This is a genomic window from Agathobaculum butyriciproducens, from assembly GCA_003096535.1.
GTDB lineage: Bacteria > Bacillota > Clostridia > Oscillospirales > Butyricicoccaceae > Agathobaculum > Agathobaculum butyriciproducens.
This window is the reverse complement of record QEKJ01000003.1, coordinates 87,938-104,071: the sequence shown is the minus strand read 5'-3', so window position 1 is coordinate 104,071 and position 16,134 is coordinate 87,938. Positions and strand designations below refer to the sequence as shown.

Below are 16,134 nucleotides of genomic sequence, written 5' to 3'. Positions count from 1 at the left end.
CCTGTCTTGAAGCAAAATAAAACGGCTCTCTTGATATGTACAAGAGAACCGTTGAAAATACAATATGACCGGAATATATAAATCGTGAAACAAAATCTATATACCGAATCGATGCGCTTTTAACTTTTCTCGTGTACAAATACAATTATATGAATTGCCTTACGGCTTGTCAAGAATCATTTTCACTTTCTTCGTATATTGTGGCTGATGAGCATTTCAGACAGAGCTGGTGGTAAAGGCACAGCAAAGTTCATTACACAGGTTATTCATGCTTACTGCGGAAATTGATTCTTCTTTGTCTATAGCTCTACTGTACACGGTCTTTTAAGCCGGTAAAATGTATCGCATCTGCTCGTATGAACAGGTGCGATCCTCTAAAAAGTTGCTCCTATTGAACGGAATCTAATTTAGCCTGAAATAGCAGGTATTCTTCCCGCGTCCTTCCTTTTTCAGTTCACCGGCTACGACCAGTTTTCGCAAGGCTCCCTCTATGGAACTGTCGCTGAGCGTTGGGCAGAGTTCCCGGATGTCCTGCTTATTGAACCGCCCGATTCTATTCTTGCTTGCTCTGCGCACCATTTCTAGTGCAGGCAGCTTGGTTTCCACAAGTGCCATACGATCTTCAAAGTCTTTGTAGGCGGCAAGGATCGTCCCGAGCAGGTACTTGACGAAGGGCACTACATCCTCGGTGCCTTCGTGCCAGCCGGTTTGCGCCTGTGCAAGCGCGTTGTAGTACAGGTCCTTGTTTTTAGCAATTTTGGCTTCGAGGGAGGTATATTTGCCGACATAAAAGCCGTTTCGGTACAGAAGCAGCGTCGTGAGCAAGCGGCTCATTCTTCCGTTTCCGTCATTGAAGGGGTGGATGCACAGAAAGTCATGGACAAAAACCAAAATTGCAATCAATGGTTCCAGTTCCATATTTCCAATCACACGGTTGTATTCCTCGCAGATTCTGTCCAGCGCTTCCGGCGTTTCATAAGGGGCAAGCGGCGTAAACAGTGTTTCCACATGACCGTCCGGATAGGTGGCAGTGATATAATTCTGCACGCTTTTTGTGCGGCCCGCAAGCGGGTTATTCATGTGGCTGTACAGGATTTTGTGAAGCTGCAGGATATAGTTCTGCGTAATTGGTATCGCGTCAAAGCTCTCATGAATGATACTCAGCACATCGCGGTATCCAGCAATTTCCTGCTCGTCACGGTTTCTCGGCGTGGTTTTCTCCTCGACGAGTTGCCGGATTCGGGTACTCGTGGTGACGATGCCCTCGATGGCATTTGATGCCTCGGTGCTCTGTATCTTGGCAATTTCCACGAGTTTTTCGAGTTCCTCCGGGCGCTGCTTCAAATACAGTTCCTGCTTGCCGGCTTCCTTGTATATGGCCGCAATCAGGCCAAGAACATCCGAGTCCCACTTCTGCTCCTTGATTGCGGAGTAATTGAAGGTTCTCATTCCCTCACCTCTCTTCGTTTTCCCTTAAATAATATCGAAAAATAAGAGAATAGTCAATAGGCTGTGCCATAAATCCCTTACTATTATGCCTGTATTAAGGGATTTATACCCAGGGAGCAAGAAAAGTACCTCTGCCTATCTACCTGCCTATTCTCTGTCTATAGCGGCTCAACCTTTGAGCTGCTATCCTCCCAGAAAACCACTTGCACACCCCTACCATTAGAGTTACAATTTAGGCAGTCCAAAACGATTTCCGCTTGTACAGGTGAAAGTTCACCGAAAGGAGCAACTGACATGGATAAAGAGCGTATGGCAGAGTTAGAGGAAATCGAAGCCCATGGTGCTGAGAACGGCTGGGTTGCCCCGATGACAGAGGAGGACAGAGCGTTCTTCGCATATTTTCGTTCGGTGTTTAAGCGTTACAATATTTCGCCCTCAAAGGCAACGCGGCCGGAGTATGATTTTGTGACGCGAGTTGCGGAGAGTGAGTTTTATCTCCAGAAGGCAAATGTGTGAGGTTATTCTTTGTCTATTGCGGCTCAACCTTTGAGTTGCTGTCTGCGTAGAAACAACTTGCACAACTGCCTGCTCAGAGTTACAATGCAGACGGTCTGAAACACAAAACGCTTCCCGCCCGACACCGGTGACAGTTCACCGGAAACCGGGCGGGAAGCGTTTTTGACCACATAGATTACCACATACGGCACTGGAGCACCCGGAAACAGTGGAGATAAGAGCGCCAAAGAGTAAGTGAAACAAATTAAAAAGTGCAGAAAACCGCTATAAACGAGCGGAAAAAGTGTTCCCGATAAGTTTGGGAGCAGGATGCCGCAGGTTCGCTCTTACGTTAATTCTCCATTCTCAATTTTCCGCAACTCTACGGAGCGTTCATTGTATTCTCCTCCGTTTTCCGTATAATAGAACGCAAGGGAGGTGATCCGAATGGATCAGGTAAAAACCGGCAGACTAATCCGTACAATGCGGACAAAACTGGGACTGACACAGCTTGCGCTGGCTGAACAGCTTAGCGTCAGCGACAAGGCGGTATCCAAATGGGAGCGCGGAGTTTCCCATAGTTAAAGATACCACACCAAATATGATGAACCCACGCTTATACACTACCAGCTATAATAAACCGCAAGGACAGCAATTTGATACTGCTGTCCTTTCTTTTATAAAATTGCAGTACACAGAAAAAAGCTGTAAAATGATAAATATATTTGTCCTTGTAACAATTCTCGGACATTTGCCTGTTATACTATTTGCAAAAAGAAAAGGAAGTGAGGATATGAAGCAGATTTTAATTGTCGAGGACGACAGTTTTTTGAATAAGATGTTGGCCTATAACCTGACCGCAGACGGCTACGGCGTGACTTCTGCCCTAAATGCCAGAACCGCAGCCGACGCCATCCGCCAGCGGGAATTTGATCTGGTGCTGCTGGACATCAACCTGCCGGACGGGAATGGGTTTGAGCTGTGCAAGCTGATAAAGCCCCAGTACCCGGACACCATCGTAATTTTCCTGACCGCCAACGATCAGGAGAGTGACCAGATACGGGGCTATGAGGTGGGCGCGGTGGACTACATCACAAAGCCCTTTGTGATCGGGGCCTTGCAGCGGAAAATCAAAGCCATGTTCGCCATGCTGGAACATCACAAACCGGCCAAGGACATTTACGACGACGGGCGGCTGTTTCTGGACTTCTCGGAGCAGACGGCTTCCTTAAACGGCAAGCCCCTGACCCTATCCCTGATGGAATATAAAATGCTGAATCTGTTCCGTAAAAATCCCCGGCAAGTGCTGACCCGTGGGCAGCTTTTGGAAAAGCTGTGGGATATAGACGAAAGGTTTGTAGACGAACACACCCTGACAACCTCCATTAGCCGAATTCGCAGCAAGATCGAATCCGACGGCGGCGCGCCCTACATCAAGACCGTTTACGGCATGGGTTATCAATGGACGGGAGGCGAGGCAAAATGAAGTTTCAAAACCTATCGGTAAAGCGGCTGTTTAGCCGGGTGGCAATAGGACTTGTCCTTTCCATGTCCGGGATCACCATAGCCCTGTTTCTTGTGACAAAACAGACGGCGGTGCTGCTGACTGGCGGGGCGCTGCTACTGTGCGCCCTTGTGGGGATTTTTGTACTGACGCAGGCGTTTGGAAAGCGGCTGTCGCAGTTTACCGCTAACCTGTGCCAGACTTTAGACCACATGATCGCCGGAAATGAAGCACCCCAGCGGCCAGAGGACAGCGAAACCCAGCTTGCCAGAATCGGACACCGGTTGGCAAGGCTTTACCAGATCATGCAGGAGAACCGCCGCCGGGTGGACGAGGAACGGCAGGAGTTGCAGACCCTTGTATCGGATATTTCCCATCAAGTGAAAACGCCGGTAAGCAATCTGAAAATGGCGACGGACACCCTGCTGGAAAAGCCTATGACCGAGGCGGAGCGCACCGACTTTATCCGGGGAATCCGCAGCCAGACGGATAAGCTGGACTTTCTCTTTCAGGCCCTTGTGAAAACCTCCCGTCTGGAAACAGGCGTGATCCAGTTGGACAAGAAACCGGGTCGCCTCTTTGATACCGTGGCGCAGGCCATGAGTGGGATCGTGTATGCAGCGGAGAAAAAGGAAATCGCCGTGTCTGTGGACTGCCCGGAGGATTTGACCGTTTCCCATGACAGCAAGTGGACATCCGAAGCCCTCTTTAACCTGCTGGACAATGCGGTGAAGTACACCCCGGCGGGAGGGAAAATCGCTGTGTCGGTGGTGCTGTGGGAAATGTATGTGGAGATCAAAGTGACCGACACCGGCAAGGGCATTTCCGAAAGCAATCAGGCTGCCATCTTCCGGCGCTTCTATCGTGAGGAAGAAGTACACGAACAGCAGGGCGTGGGCATTGGCCTGTATCTGGCCCGCGAGATCGTAACGCGACAGGGCGGCTATATCAAAGTGGTTTCGGAGCCGGGCAAGGGTTCGGAATTTTCCATTATGCTGCCTACAAAATAGAACGCGGCGGACGGCCATTCCCGGCTGCCCGCCGTAAATTTTTTTGAAATGTCCGAGCGTTGTAACATTTCACCCCGATTTTCAATGAAATTTTTTGGCCGCTGTAACATTTCGCGGACATTTGGGTTTTATAATACCCTTATCAACAGGCAGGAAGCCTTGAAAGGAGTTTTGAATATGAGCGTTTTACAGACTATCGACCTGAAAAAGTATTATGGCACAAAGCCGAACATTACCCACGCCCTTGACGGTGTGAACTTCTCCGTGGAGGACGGCGAGTTTGTGGCTATTGTGGGAACATCTGGCAGCGGCAAATCCACCTTACTTCACATGATGGGAGGGCTGGACACACCCACTTCCGGCAATGTGATTGTCCGGGACAAAGAACTGTCGAAAATGAACGATGAACAGCTTACTATCTTCCGCCGCCGCAACATCGGCTTTATCTTTCAGAACTATAACCTTGTTCCCATCCTGAATGTGTATGAGAACATCGTCCTGCCGGTGGAGCTGGACGGGGACACGGTGGATCAGAAGTTTTTGGACGAGATCGTTCATCTGCTGGGGCTGGAAGATAAACTGAAAAATATGCCGAACAATCTTTCCGGCGGACAGCAGCAGCGTGTGGCTATCGCCCGCGCCTTGATTACCAAACCGGCTATTGTGCTGGCCGACGAGCCGACCGGCAACCTTGACAGCAAGACCAGCGCCGAGGTGCTGGGGCTTATCAAGCGCACCAGTGCAGAGTTCCGGCAAACTGTTGTGATGATTACGCACAATGACGACATTGCCCGCCTTGCAGATCGGATTGTCCGCATTGAGGACGGCAAGATTGTGGAGTAAGGAGGTGGCAGGCTATGACATGGCCTTTTGAGAATGATACCAGCGCCATTACAAAGAAGCTGGCAAAGAAAAGTTTGCAAAGCGAGAAGCGCCGGAATCTGATGGTGGTGATTGCCGTTGCGCTGGCGGCATTTCTGATCTGCTTTACGGGAATTGTGTCTACCTCCCTGACACAAATGCAGCGCAATCAGGTTGTCGATACTTATGAGGCGGTCTGGCTGGGCGTAGAGGAAAACGACATTGAAATCCTGAAAGGACTGCCGGAGTTTGAGCGCGTAGGCGGCTACTATATGCTGGGTGAGGAGCTTTCAGAACAGGGCTATCATGCGTCTTATGTGTATTGCGACGCGCAAATGATGGAGATTACCAAGGCGCAGATGGAGTTGTTAGAGGGCCGGGTTCCTGAAAAAGCAAATGAAGTTGTTGTAAGCGAATACTTTCTTTCCACCTATGGAAACAATGCCAAGATCGGGGACACTGTGACCTTAGATACAGAGAGTTTTCATGGTGATTATGTCGTTACCGGCATTATGGACAGCGTAAATGAAAAAGAAGCGAATACCTGCGCTATCATTCTTTCCAACGCTGCCCTGACAGGATGGAAAGGGTTTGACCCGACTGGCTATCGCGCCTATGTCCATTTCAAAAACAGCGACCAGTTGGGCGAAGAACTGATGACCTCTTATTGCAGGGAGATTGCGGAGGAATATCAGCTTCCTATGCCCAAAATGAACAGCAAGTATTTTGCCTATGCTTCTAAATCCTTTGATTTTGCACTGATGGCTGGCGTGATTACCATTGTTCTGATCGGCGGCTATATTGTGATCCAGAGTATCTTCCGTATCTCCATCAATGACAAAATCAAGAGCTACGGGCAGCTTCGGACGATTGGTGCAACGCCAAAGCAAATCAAGCGGATTGTAAAGCGGGAGGGGCGTAAACTCGGCAGTATCGGGATTTTGATTGGTACAGTGCTGGGTGTATGCGGCGGTTTTCTTTTGTTTCCCAAGGGATTTAATGCTGTTTCCTATGTGGCAACGATTATTTTGACACTCATAAGCAGTTGGATCATGGTATCTGTTTCCATCCGTAAGCCGATAAAAATTGCGGCAGGGATTTCCCCGATTGAAGCCGTCCGTTTTACCCCGGCACAAAAGGACATCCGAAGCCGAAAAAAGAATATCAAGCTCAATCCTGTTTCAATGGGAATTGCGAATTTTAAGCGTGACCGAAAAAAGACCGTTGCTATTGTAGCCTCATTGAGTTTGGGCGGAATTATTCTGCTTGTGGTATCCTCCATTGTTTTGCTGCGTTCTCCAGAGGCGCTTGCAAGACGGTTTTTCCCGGACGGCGACTATAAAATTTATTTGGATTCTGAAATGACAGAAGAAAAGGTTATGGCAGCGGGAAATCCGTTGAATGAAGAATTAAAACAGGAAATCTTATCTATTGATGGTGTTACAGATATAATTCCAAGCAGACAATCTCTCTATGCAACCCTTAAGACGGACATTTACCAAAGCGGTGGTATGTGTGATATGCTGACCGACCAGAATTATGCAACAGTTGAAGCGGCTCTGACAGCAGGAACGATGCCAAAAGATTCCCGTAGTATTGTAATTGACTATAATGTGCTAAAGCAGAATGAGGATATGGGTGTTGGTTCAACAGTTGACTTTTATTTTGGAGAGGGGCAACCGCCTGTTTCCGTCACTGTATCAGGATTGTTTGATTCCAACAAGACGCCTTCCGGGCATGGAAAACTGGCCCTCGATGGAGTACTCTTTTTCGCACCAGAAGCATTGTTCCATGAACTGCACCCGGAAATCGCTTCTTTCGACTATTCATGGAGCATTGTAAACGATCCGAAAAAAACGGACTATGTGGGAGCTGAATTGAAAAATATTGTTGCCAGCCATAGTAATATTGCCTTAGATGAAATCAATACAGTGATTGAATATGAAGAAATGACAAATTCTTTTGCGTTTGGCAGTATGGAGATACTTTCATGGTTGGTATTTCTCTTTGGCGTTATCAACCTTATCAATACGACACTCTCTAACCAGATAGCCCGAAAGCAGGAAAACAGTATTCTGCGTTCTATCGGCCTAACACAAAAACAGCTATGTGAAATGAACATCTGTGAGGGGCTGTGCTATGCGCTCTTTGCAACATTGGCGACGCTGATCGTTGGGCTTCCGGCTTCCATCTTTGCTTGCAGAAAAATGAGTATAGGAGCTTTTGCCGGAAATGTAGTGCCTTACAAATTCCCGGTTTTGGAAATGGGACTGTTCATTCTGGTATTGTTCGGAATGGAACTGATCTTGTCTGTATGGACAATCCGCAGACAGAAAAAGCAATCCCTGATCGAACAAATGCGGGCGATGGAATAACCGTATGGGATCGGCGGGGCGGCGTGTGCTGCCCCGCTTTTTTCGCCATTTCTCAAAAAATTTTTGAAATGTCCGAGCTTTGTAACAATTCAGCCTGTTTTTTTGTCGAAATCAAAGGCACCTCGGACATTTATAGTTCTTCCAAAAGTTTGATGATAATATTACCATTCATGGAAGAAGCAATCTGTTATTGCAATAATGCGAAATTGACGATAGAAAGTTTTTCATATCTCGGTCAGCTCAACAATTACATTACTCTGCTGATACAGCCAGTCCGTAAATTCTTTCGGGCTGGCCGTTCCTGTTTTTACAGCCTTTTTTCTCTGTAAGGCTTCTTTCTTAAAGTCGGAAAAGGAAGCCTGTATTTTTTCCAGACGGTCAGCCGGAAAGCCTGCGGTATTTTTTACCCGGTTTATTTTGTTGCGCCAGTTCTGGCATTCATTTTTATAAAGCAGGTCATAGTTATTTTCTCTTGCCCTCTCGTCAAATTCCCGCTTGTTTTGAAGCGCCTGTGCTTTTCGGCACTTGTCGCTGCACAGCTCATACCGCTGGCTCTTTGCCAGAAAATATTTTCCACAGACCTTGCACCGCCGGAAGCAAAGCCCCCAGTCATTCAGCCTGTTCAGATAATAGGTAATCAACGGGTAGAGGGACGCATAGGCAGACACACATTCTTCTGTGCGCCGGTTGTCCGGGAACCAGAGGTCAAGCCGGGTATCTTCTGACGGTGCGCCTTTGAAATAAAGGCTGCCAGCTTGAAATTGTTTCGGTTTTCCTGTCTCCCTGTCAAAGCTCATGGTTTCGTTTTGGAATACCCCGGTCAGTCTGCTCATTTTATCCATGAAGCGGTCACAGGCAGCGTTACGGTCACGGGGTTCTCTGGCAAGCAGATAGCTGTTCCAGATACGGAACGCCACATACATTTTCAGAGGGTCGTTGCTAAGATATTTCTCCCAAAGAAATTCGCTTGCCGCCTGCTCCAGCTCCGGCTGTTTCCATCGGTTGGAGTGGAGAGCTTGCCGCAGCGGAGAAAGCCCGTATAAGTTCCAGTCTCTGTCCGTGTCACGCTCAAAGTTTATCAAAAAAGTTCCCAGTGGGCGTGTCATATCACAAAGCACCTCTGCGTTTTGGCTCCCGTTCAGACGGAAGCGGATCTGCTGTTCTTCCCCAATCAAAATCCGCTCTTTCATTTTCTTCCTGTCCAGCGTCAGGACAAACAAAATCCTCTCAAAACATGGCTCATGCCGTATAAACTGATTCTCCATCCCTATCCCCTGCCTTTGTTTATGGTAATTATATAATTCAGTTATATCCGTTACACTCATGGTATCGCAGAATCATTGTTTTGTCAAGGATAGTACGCTATGATGATTGCGGTTGGTAATTTCGTACCGCACAGTACCTTGACAAGTGAATGACCGTCCAAAAGGGATATGACCGGCAGGAGAAGTGACGCATTCGGCGCACCAATGCAGGGAAACACCGCAGGAATGGGGCAGGAAAACGGCTTTTGGGGAGAACGGCAACAGGAAGCATTTTAACCTATTTGATTTATGGGAGGAACAGAATGAACGATAAAAAGAGATTGAACAGCTACGAGGATTTACCGCTGGTTCTGGATGTGGCGGACATTCAGTGGATTATGGGAATTTCAAGAGCGAGCGCCTATGAGCTGGTACACACACCCGGCTTTCCAGCGTTCCGCAGGGGCAGACTTATCAAGGTCAGCAAAATTGCTTTCTTTGAATGGATGGCAAAAGGCTCCGAAACCGTACCGGGAAGCGACAAATAAGCGTGAGGTATCATTCCCTGACTTGCAATACTGCCGCACTTTCCAAAGGGGCATACAGAGGGAAAAAAACTTAAAAATGATACCGAGACGCTACATCAAAACAGCCTATCTGCGTACATCAGATAGAAACGGAGAAAGGAGCCGGTTATGGCAAGAATGAGTAACAAGCGGCGGTTGGAATGGTCTTTCTTCTTAAATGACCGCAGCCGTATCACTTACAACGAACTGTGCCGGAAATGCCAGCACGAATGTAAACAGAGCTTCCGGGCGGTTGTGGTTGACTGCCCGAAGTATCTTTCCAAGCGTTCCAAGAAAAAGGACAAGACTGCCGGAAACGGCAAAATCCCTTAGGAACTAAGGGCGCACTTCTATACATAGTCTAAAGACCATGTATCGTGCGTCCTGCGGAGCTTACCTCTGCCGCTGATAAAATCAGCAATCCGAGGCCTGCGTTCGCTTCGCTCCGACAAGGTGGCTACACCCCCTTGCGCCGCTAAAGCGGCTATCCCCTGTGTACTCGCCGCAAAGAGAAATCCGCTCTGCGGTTTTCCCTTTTCATCGGGTTTTATAGAAGCACTGACACACGGACTGTCTGCGGATGGTCTTTCTTTATCTTATCAGCAAAGGATGTGAGAACATGGAAAAATCTTTGGAACAGTTGAAGCAGGAATATGAAAAAACCACTGTCCTGCTGGAACAGGAAAAACGGAAAATGCAGCGTTTGAAAAACCGGCAGGCGTATCTGGAAAGCGGTTCCCGGAAACAGAGGACGCACCGGCTGATTACCCGTGGGGCAGCTATTGAGAGCATTGCACCACAGACAAAGGAGCTATCCGAAGCGGAATTTTATTCCCTCATGGAAAGCATTTTGAATCTGCCGCAGGCGGAGCATTTCATCCGGTCTGCCACAGAGAACCACGCCCGTATTTCCGGGCAGGAGAAAGGCGGTGACTAAGGATAGCACTTTATCATTTTTCAATCGCACAGATCAAGCGCAGCGCCGGTCAGAGCGCCATTGCCAGCGCAGCCTATCGAGCCGGGGAGCGTCTTTACAGCAGCTACTATGGAGAAGTCAGCGACTACACCAAAAAGAGCGGCGTGATCGCTTCGGAAATCATGCTGCCGCCCCATGCGCCGGAAATATATCTTGACCGGGCGACCCTCTGGAATGCTGTGGAGAACTGCGAGAAACATCCAAAAGCACAGCTTGCCTATTCCTTTGATATTGCCATGCAGAATGAATTGACGCTGGAAGAAAACATGGAGCTGGCGAGGAAGTTCGTACAGGAGCAGTTTGTGACAAAAGGCATGATTGCCGACCTTGCTTTTCACAGCCCGGAGAAAGAGGACGGCGGCATCCCTAACCCGCATTTTCATGTGATGACAACCATGCGCCCTTTGAACCCGGATGGCACATGGGGACAAAAACAGCGTCGGGAATATCTTCTTGATGAAGATGGAAACCGAATCCGGGATAAAAACGGCGATTATATGTTTAACGCTGTCCATACAACAGACTGGCATGAGCCGGAAACGCTGGAACACTGGCGGGAGCAGTGGGCGGCTGCCGTTAATACAAAATTTGAGGAAAAAGGGCTGGATGTGCGTATCGACCACCGTTCCTATGTGCGGCAGGGGCTTGACCTGATACCTACTGTCCACGAGGGAGCTAATGTCCGGCAGATGGAAGCAAAGGGCATCCGCACCGAGAAAGGGGAACTGAACCGCTGGATTAAAGCCACCAACCGGCTCATGCAGGATGTGAGGAAGAAGATCAAAGCCCTGTTTGTCTGGATGGCAGAGGTAAAAGAAGAACTTTCCAAACCGCAGACACCGAGCCTTGCCGACCTGTTGATCGCTTATTACAACCAGCGCAACGCAGGGGCATGGAGCAATAAAGCCAGAACCGGAAACTTAAAGCAGTTTGCCGAAGCCGTCAATTATCTGACGGAAAACAAGCTGCTCACATTAGAGGATTTGCAGGAGCGTCTTTCCTCTGTCAACGAAGAATTTGAAGCGTTAAGCGACTCCATGAAAAAGAAATCTGCCCGGATAAAGGAATTGCAGGAATTGATACGGGAGGGCGAGAATTACCAGCGGCTAAAACCTGTTCATACGGAATTGAACAATATCAAGTTTAAGAAACAGAGGGAGAAATTTGAAACATCCCACGATGCGGAGTTACGGCTGTTTTATGCCGCCCGCCGTATTTTGAAAGAAAAACTGGACGGAAAACCCATTGCCCTGAAAGCATGGAAACAGGAATACGCACAGTTAAAAACAGAGTATGCCGAACTGTCTCCGCAGCACAAGCCACTCCGGGAGGAAGTCATACGGCTACGGCAGGTGCAGAACGCCGTAGATACCGCACTGCGCCGGAGGGAGCAGCCACAGGCAGTACAGAGAAAGAAACATGAGATGGAGCTATGATATAATCGGCAGCTTTACCGCTACCAGTATTTTTATGGAGGGAGCATTTGAATGTATTTGAAGCGGTGAAACAGTCTGTTACCACTCGGCAGGCTGCTTCATTCTATGGAATCCGGGTGGGGAGAAACGGCATGGTCTGCTGTCCATTCCACAATGACCGCACGCCCAGCATGAAAGTGGACAGCCGCTTTTACTGCTTCGGCTGCGGGGCTTCCGGGGATGTGATCGACTTTGCCGCTTTGCTGCATGGATTGGGGAAACGGGAAGCTGCGGTCAGGCTTGCGGAGGACTTCGGCGTTTCCTATGAGAAATCCGGCAATGCGCCGCCAGATAGGAAGCGTCACAACAGGTCACAGCCCCGACAAAAATCAGCGGAGCAGAGATTTCAGGAAACGGAACGGTATTGTTTCCGGGTGCTATGCGATTATCTGCGCCTGCTGGAGCATTGGAAAACAGCACACGCCCCACAGCCGCAGGATGCCATCTGGCATCCTCTTTTTGTGGAAGCGTTGCAGAGGATAAGCTACACAGAATACCTTTTGGATATTTTGTTATACGGAGAAATAGAAGAAAAAGCGGCATTGATCGCCGCACAGGGAAAGGAGGTGTTGCGGCTTGAACAGCGAATTTCAGAGCTTGCCGCCGGAAACGCAGGAAGCGGTCAAAAGGACGATGGACACAATGGAACCGGCGCAGACACCGGCAGAAATCCGGGAAACATTAGAGGGGACGCAGAAAGGCGGCGTGAAGAACAGCATCCGAAACTGCCTGACGGTGTTCCAGCGTGACCCTCTGTTTCGCGGGGCGCTGCGCCTGAACCTTTTGACGGAGCAGATTGACATTGTGAAGCCGCTGGGCTGGGAGCGCACCAGTACCACGCTGACCGACATGGACATGAACTACCTGCTTTTGTATCTGGAAGAAAATTACGGGCTTACCAGCGAGAAAAAGGTGCAGAGCGCCATCAAGATTGTTGCCAATGAAAACCGCTACCATCCAGTCAGGGATTACCTGAACAGCCTGCAATGGGACGGCACAGAGCGCATCCGTTACGCCCTGCATCACTTTCTGGGAGCCGATACGGACGAATACACCTATGAAGCCTTGAAACTGTTCCTGATGGGAGCCATCCGGCGGGTATTCAGACCGGGGAGCAAGTTTGAGGTCATGCTCTGTCTGGTTGGTGGTCAGGGAGCCGGGAAATCTACCTTTTTCCGGCTGCTGGCAGGCAGGGACGAATGGTTTTCAGACGATTTGAAAAAGCTGGACGATGAAAATGTGTACCGCAAGCTGCAAGGGCATTGGATTATCGAGATGTCGGAGATGATTGCCACAGCCAACGCCAAGAGTATTGAGGAAATCAAGTCATTCTTAAGCCGCCAGAAAGAAACCTACAAAGTGCCGTATGAGACACATCCGGCAGACCGGCTGCGGCAATGTGTATTTGGAGGGACGACCAACCGGCAGGACTTTTTGCCCCGTGACCGCACCGGCAACCGGCGCTTTCTCCCCGTGACGGTGTACCCGGAACGGGCGGAGGTTCACATACTGGACGATGAAGCGGCGGCGAGGGCGTATATCGAACAGATGTGGGCGGAAGCCATGACGGTTTATCGCAGTGGGAAGTATAAGCTGTCATTCAGCATGGAAATGAACCGATACCTGAACGCCACCAGCAGGACTTTATGCAGGAAGACACACAGGCCGGCATGATCTACGCCTATTTGGAGGACTACACCGGCGACAGGGTATGTTCCAAGCAGCTTTATGAGGAAGCGCTGGGGAACTTAAATTCCCCGGCAGACTGGGAGACACGGGCAATCTGCGAGATTATGAATACCGGCATTGCGGGCGGCATCATACAGGGCTGGGTAGCCTACAAAAGCCCGAAGCGGTATAAGAAATACGGTTCTCAAAAAGGCTGGGAGCGTGTCAACCAAGCTCCGCCGGAGGGGGACGGTTTTCAGGAAATCACGGAAGAAGAAGCCCGGCAAATGGAACTTCCATTCTGAAAAGCCACCGGTTGACAGTTTGGTTGACGCTTTGGTTGACAGCCGGTTGACGGGGAAAAGCCTGATATTTGGGGCATTTCTCTCCTTTGTCAACCATGTCAACCAAGAAATCAAAGAAAAAGTAAAAAGTAATAATAGAGCGCCTATGGATTGTTTTCAAAGTCTTTTCTGCCGGTTGACACGGTTTGGTTGACACGGAGACAGTCTGCGGCTGTACACCTGTCTGACATTCCCTTGTCGGGCATATTTCATTTATGGAGGTAACTGCCTATGGCAAAAAGCAAAAACGAGAGCAATAACAAAAACAGCGGCACCCTGCTTACCGAAAAAGACGGCACCCAGTATTTTGTCATGGGGAAAGTCCGTATCAAGGTATCGGAGCATTTCGCACAGGATGGGAAGCCGCTTGACAGCCTGCTGGAAGATGTGATCCAGCACGCTGCCGCCGCTTCCTGAAAAAATACGGAATAACGACTGTCAATCAGCCCACGCTTATGATATACTTGTACCAGCGAGTATTGTATAAGCGTGGGTTGTTTCTTTTAGAAGGAGGATTTTTAACCGTGAAACAACCATACAATACAACGATTTATAACACTGCACTATATTTGAGATTGAGCCGTGACGATGAATTACAGGGGGAAAGCGGCAGTATCCAGACCCAGCGCATGATGCTTAGACAGTATGCCGCAGAGCATGGGCTGACCGTTGTAGACGAGTACATTGACGACGGATGGAGTGGGACAAATTTCGAGCGTCCAAGTTTCCAAAGGATGATTGATGACATCGAAGACGGGAAAATCAACTGCGTTGTCACAAAGGACTTATCCCGTCTGGGAAGAAACTATATCCTGACCGGTCAGTACACGGAAATCTATTTCCCCAGCAAGGGAGTACGCTACATTGCCATCAATGACAATGTGGACACCATCAACGGAGAAAGCGAGCTTGCACCGTTCTTAAACATCCTGAATGAAATGCACGCCCGACAGACCAGCAAAAAGGTCAAGGCTGCCATGCACACAAGATTTGCCAATGGCGCACACTATGGAGCCTATGCACCGCTGGGCTATGTAAAAGACCCGGACAAAAAAGGTCATCTTCTGATCGACCCGGAAACACGCTGGATTGTAGAGAAGATTTTTGACCTTGCTGTACACGGGCGTGGAGCCGCCAGCATTACACGGATTCTGGTGGAGGAAAAAGTACCTACCCCCGGCTGGCTGAACTATGAAAGATACGGGACTTTCGCCAATATCTACGCCGGTGCGCCCGCAGAAAAAGCCTATGCGTGGACGATTGCACAGGTCAAGAGCATTTTGAAAGAGGAAACCTACATCGGTCACAGCGTTCACAACAAGCAGAGCAACATTTCATTCAAGAACAAGAAAAAGGTGCGGAAGCCGCAGGAAGAATGGTATCGTGTGGAAAATACCCACGAAGCCATCATTTCCGAAGAAGTGTTCCAAAAAGTTCAAGAGCTGATTGCAAGCAGACGCAGGAAACGCAGAAACGGTACGACACAGATTTTCGCAGGATTGATAAAATGTGCAGACTGCGGATGGTCTTTAGCCTATGGGGAAAACAAGCAGAACAAAAACCCATACGGGTACTACCATTGCAGCAAGAACGGACAGGGATTACGCCAGTGTTCCATGCACTATATCCGCTATGATGTACTGTATGCCTATGTGCTTGCAAGACTGCAATACTGGTCTATGCTGGCACAGAAAGATGAGGACAAGCTGCTGAAACGGCTGCTCAATGTCAGCGACAGGGAAAGGAACTCTGCGAAGAAAAAGCAGGCTGCGGAGCTGAAAAAGGCAGAGAAGCGTAAAGCCGAGGTTGACGGGCTGTTTGCTAAAATGTATGAGGACTGGTCTGCCGGACGCATAACCGAGTATAACTTCAATATGCTGTCCGAGAAGTACCAGAACGAGCAAAAGGAGCTTGAAACAAAAATAAGACAGCTTCACGAAATGATGGAAGCCGCCGTACAGACCGCAGCGGATGCTGAAAAGTGGATTGCCCTAATGAAACAGTATGTCAACCCTGTGGAGCTGACCGCCGAACTTCTGAACACTCTAATTGAAAAAATAACCGTCCACGAAGCTGTCAAGGGCGAGGATGGAAGCCGTGAGCAGGAAGTAGAAATCTACTACCGCTTCATCGGCAAAATCGACTGACCTTTCTTTTTTACCCAACA

15 protein-coding genes and 1 pseudogene are annotated in these 16,134 nt (G+C 49.0%); 14 read left to right on the top strand and 2 right to left on the bottom strand.

All coding sequences use genetic code 11. The features are described from left to right. Positions 1-402: 402 nt before the first annotated feature. Complete coding sequence (locus C7386_RS04355; protein ID WP_110436865.1) at positions 403-1,449, bottom strand: Fic family protein; 1,047 nt, start codon at positions 1,447-1,449, stop codon at positions 403-405. Positions 1,450-1,743: 294 nt separating this feature from the next. Between C7386_RS04355 and C7386_RS04350 the strand changes: the two genes are divergently transcribed. From C7386_RS04350 to C7386_RS04325, 6 genes are all read left to right on the top strand, one after another. Continuing rightward, complete coding sequence (locus tag C7386_RS04350; RefSeq protein WP_110436866.1) at positions 1,744-1,965, top strand: hypothetical protein; 222 nt, start codon at positions 1,744-1,746, stop codon at positions 1,963-1,965. 426 nt (positions 1,966-2,391) lie between these two features. Then, positions 2,392-2,529 (top strand): helix-turn-helix domain-containing protein, encoded by a 138-nt coding sequence (locus tag C7386_RS04345; RefSeq protein ID WP_116704913.1) that lies wholly within the window; start codon positions 2,392-2,394, stop codon positions 2,527-2,529. Positions 2,530-2,737: 208 nt separating this feature from the next. Continuing rightward, a complete protein-coding gene (locus C7386_RS04340; RefSeq protein WP_064786815.1) occupies positions 2,738-3,430 on the top strand; it encodes a response regulator transcription factor in 693 nt (230 codons plus the stop codon). Further along, the gene (locus C7386_RS04335; protein ID WP_116704912.1) at positions 3,427-4,458 is read left to right on the top strand and encodes a sensor histidine kinase; all 1,032 of its coding nucleotides are present in this window, start codon (positions 3,427-3,429) and stop codon (positions 4,456-4,458) included. The genes C7386_RS04340 and C7386_RS04335 overlap by 4 nt, the downstream gene beginning before the upstream one ends. A 177-nt stretch (positions 4,459-4,635) precedes the next feature. Continuing rightward, positions 4,636-5,301, top strand: coding sequence for an ABC transporter ATP-binding protein (locus C7386_RS04330; RefSeq protein ID WP_116704911.1), 666 nt, complete (start codon positions 4,636-4,638; stop codon positions 5,299-5,301). A 14-nt stretch (positions 5,302-5,315) separates the two neighbouring features. Then, a complete protein-coding gene (locus C7386_RS04325) occupies positions 5,316-7,694 on the top strand; it encodes an ABC transporter permease (RefSeq protein WP_116704910.1) in 2,379 nt (792 codons plus the stop codon). A gap of 224 nt (positions 7,695-7,918) precedes the next feature. Here the strand turns inward: C7386_RS04325 and C7386_RS04315 are convergent, their stop codons facing one another. Beyond that, on the bottom strand, positions 7,919-9,019 hold the full coding sequence (locus C7386_RS04315) for a DUF6076 domain-containing protein (protein WP_437124094.1): 1,101 nt from the start codon (positions 9,017-9,019) through the stop codon (positions 7,919-7,921). Positions 9,020-9,261: 242 nt separating this feature from the next. Here C7386_RS04315 and C7386_RS04310 point away from each other — a divergent pair, with 242 nt between their 5' ends. The 8 genes and pseudogenes from C7386_RS04310 to C7386_RS04275 all read left to right on the top strand — a co-directional run bounded on the left by C7386_RS04310 (position 9,262) and on the right by C7386_RS04275 (position 16,114). After that, on the top strand, positions 9,262-9,486 hold the full coding sequence (locus C7386_RS04310) for a helix-turn-helix domain-containing protein (protein ID WP_024726897.1): 225 nt from the start codon (positions 9,262-9,264) through the stop codon (positions 9,484-9,486). 147 nt (positions 9,487-9,633) lie between these two features. After that, positions 9,634-9,837 carry a hypothetical protein gene (locus tag C7386_RS04305; RefSeq protein ID WP_004614949.1) on the top strand — a complete coding sequence of 68 codons (204 nt, stop codon included), beginning with the start codon at positions 9,634-9,636 and terminating at the stop codon, positions 9,835-9,837. Between the two features lie 286 nt (positions 9,838-10,123). After that, on the top strand, positions 10,124-10,441 hold the full coding sequence (locus C7386_RS04300) for a DUF3847 domain-containing protein (RefSeq protein WP_008816380.1): 318 nt from the start codon (positions 10,124-10,126) through the stop codon (positions 10,439-10,441). Positions 10,442-10,443: 2 nt separating this feature from the next. After that, on the top strand, positions 10,444-11,916 hold the full coding sequence (gene mobQ / locus C7386_RS04295) for a MobQ family relaxase (RefSeq protein ID WP_165815465.1): 1,473 nt from the start codon (positions 10,444-10,446) through the stop codon (positions 11,914-11,916). A 47-nt stretch (positions 11,917-11,963) separates the two neighbouring features. After that, positions 11,964-12,704: a CHC2 zinc finger domain-containing protein gene (locus tag C7386_RS04290; RefSeq protein ID WP_014079457.1), complete on the top strand. Its 741-nt coding sequence runs from the start codon at positions 11,964-11,966 to the stop codon at positions 12,702-12,704. After that, positions 12,589-13,928, top strand: a pseudogene (locus tag C7386_RS04285) (virulence-associated E family protein). The gene C7386_RS04290 and the pseudogene C7386_RS04285 overlap by 116 nt, the downstream one beginning before the upstream one ends. 270 nt (positions 13,929-14,198) lie before the next feature. Further along, positions 14,199-14,384 (top strand): hypothetical protein, encoded by a 186-nt coding sequence (locus tag C7386_RS04280; protein ID WP_004849804.1) that lies wholly within the window; start codon positions 14,199-14,201, stop codon positions 14,382-14,384. 38 nt (positions 14,385-14,422) lie between these two features. After that, positions 14,423-16,114, top strand: a complete 1,692-nt coding sequence (locus tag C7386_RS04275; RefSeq protein ID WP_243182705.1) for a recombinase family protein — start codon at positions 14,423-14,425, stop codon at positions 16,112-16,114. Positions 16,115-16,134: the final 20 nt, after the last annotated feature.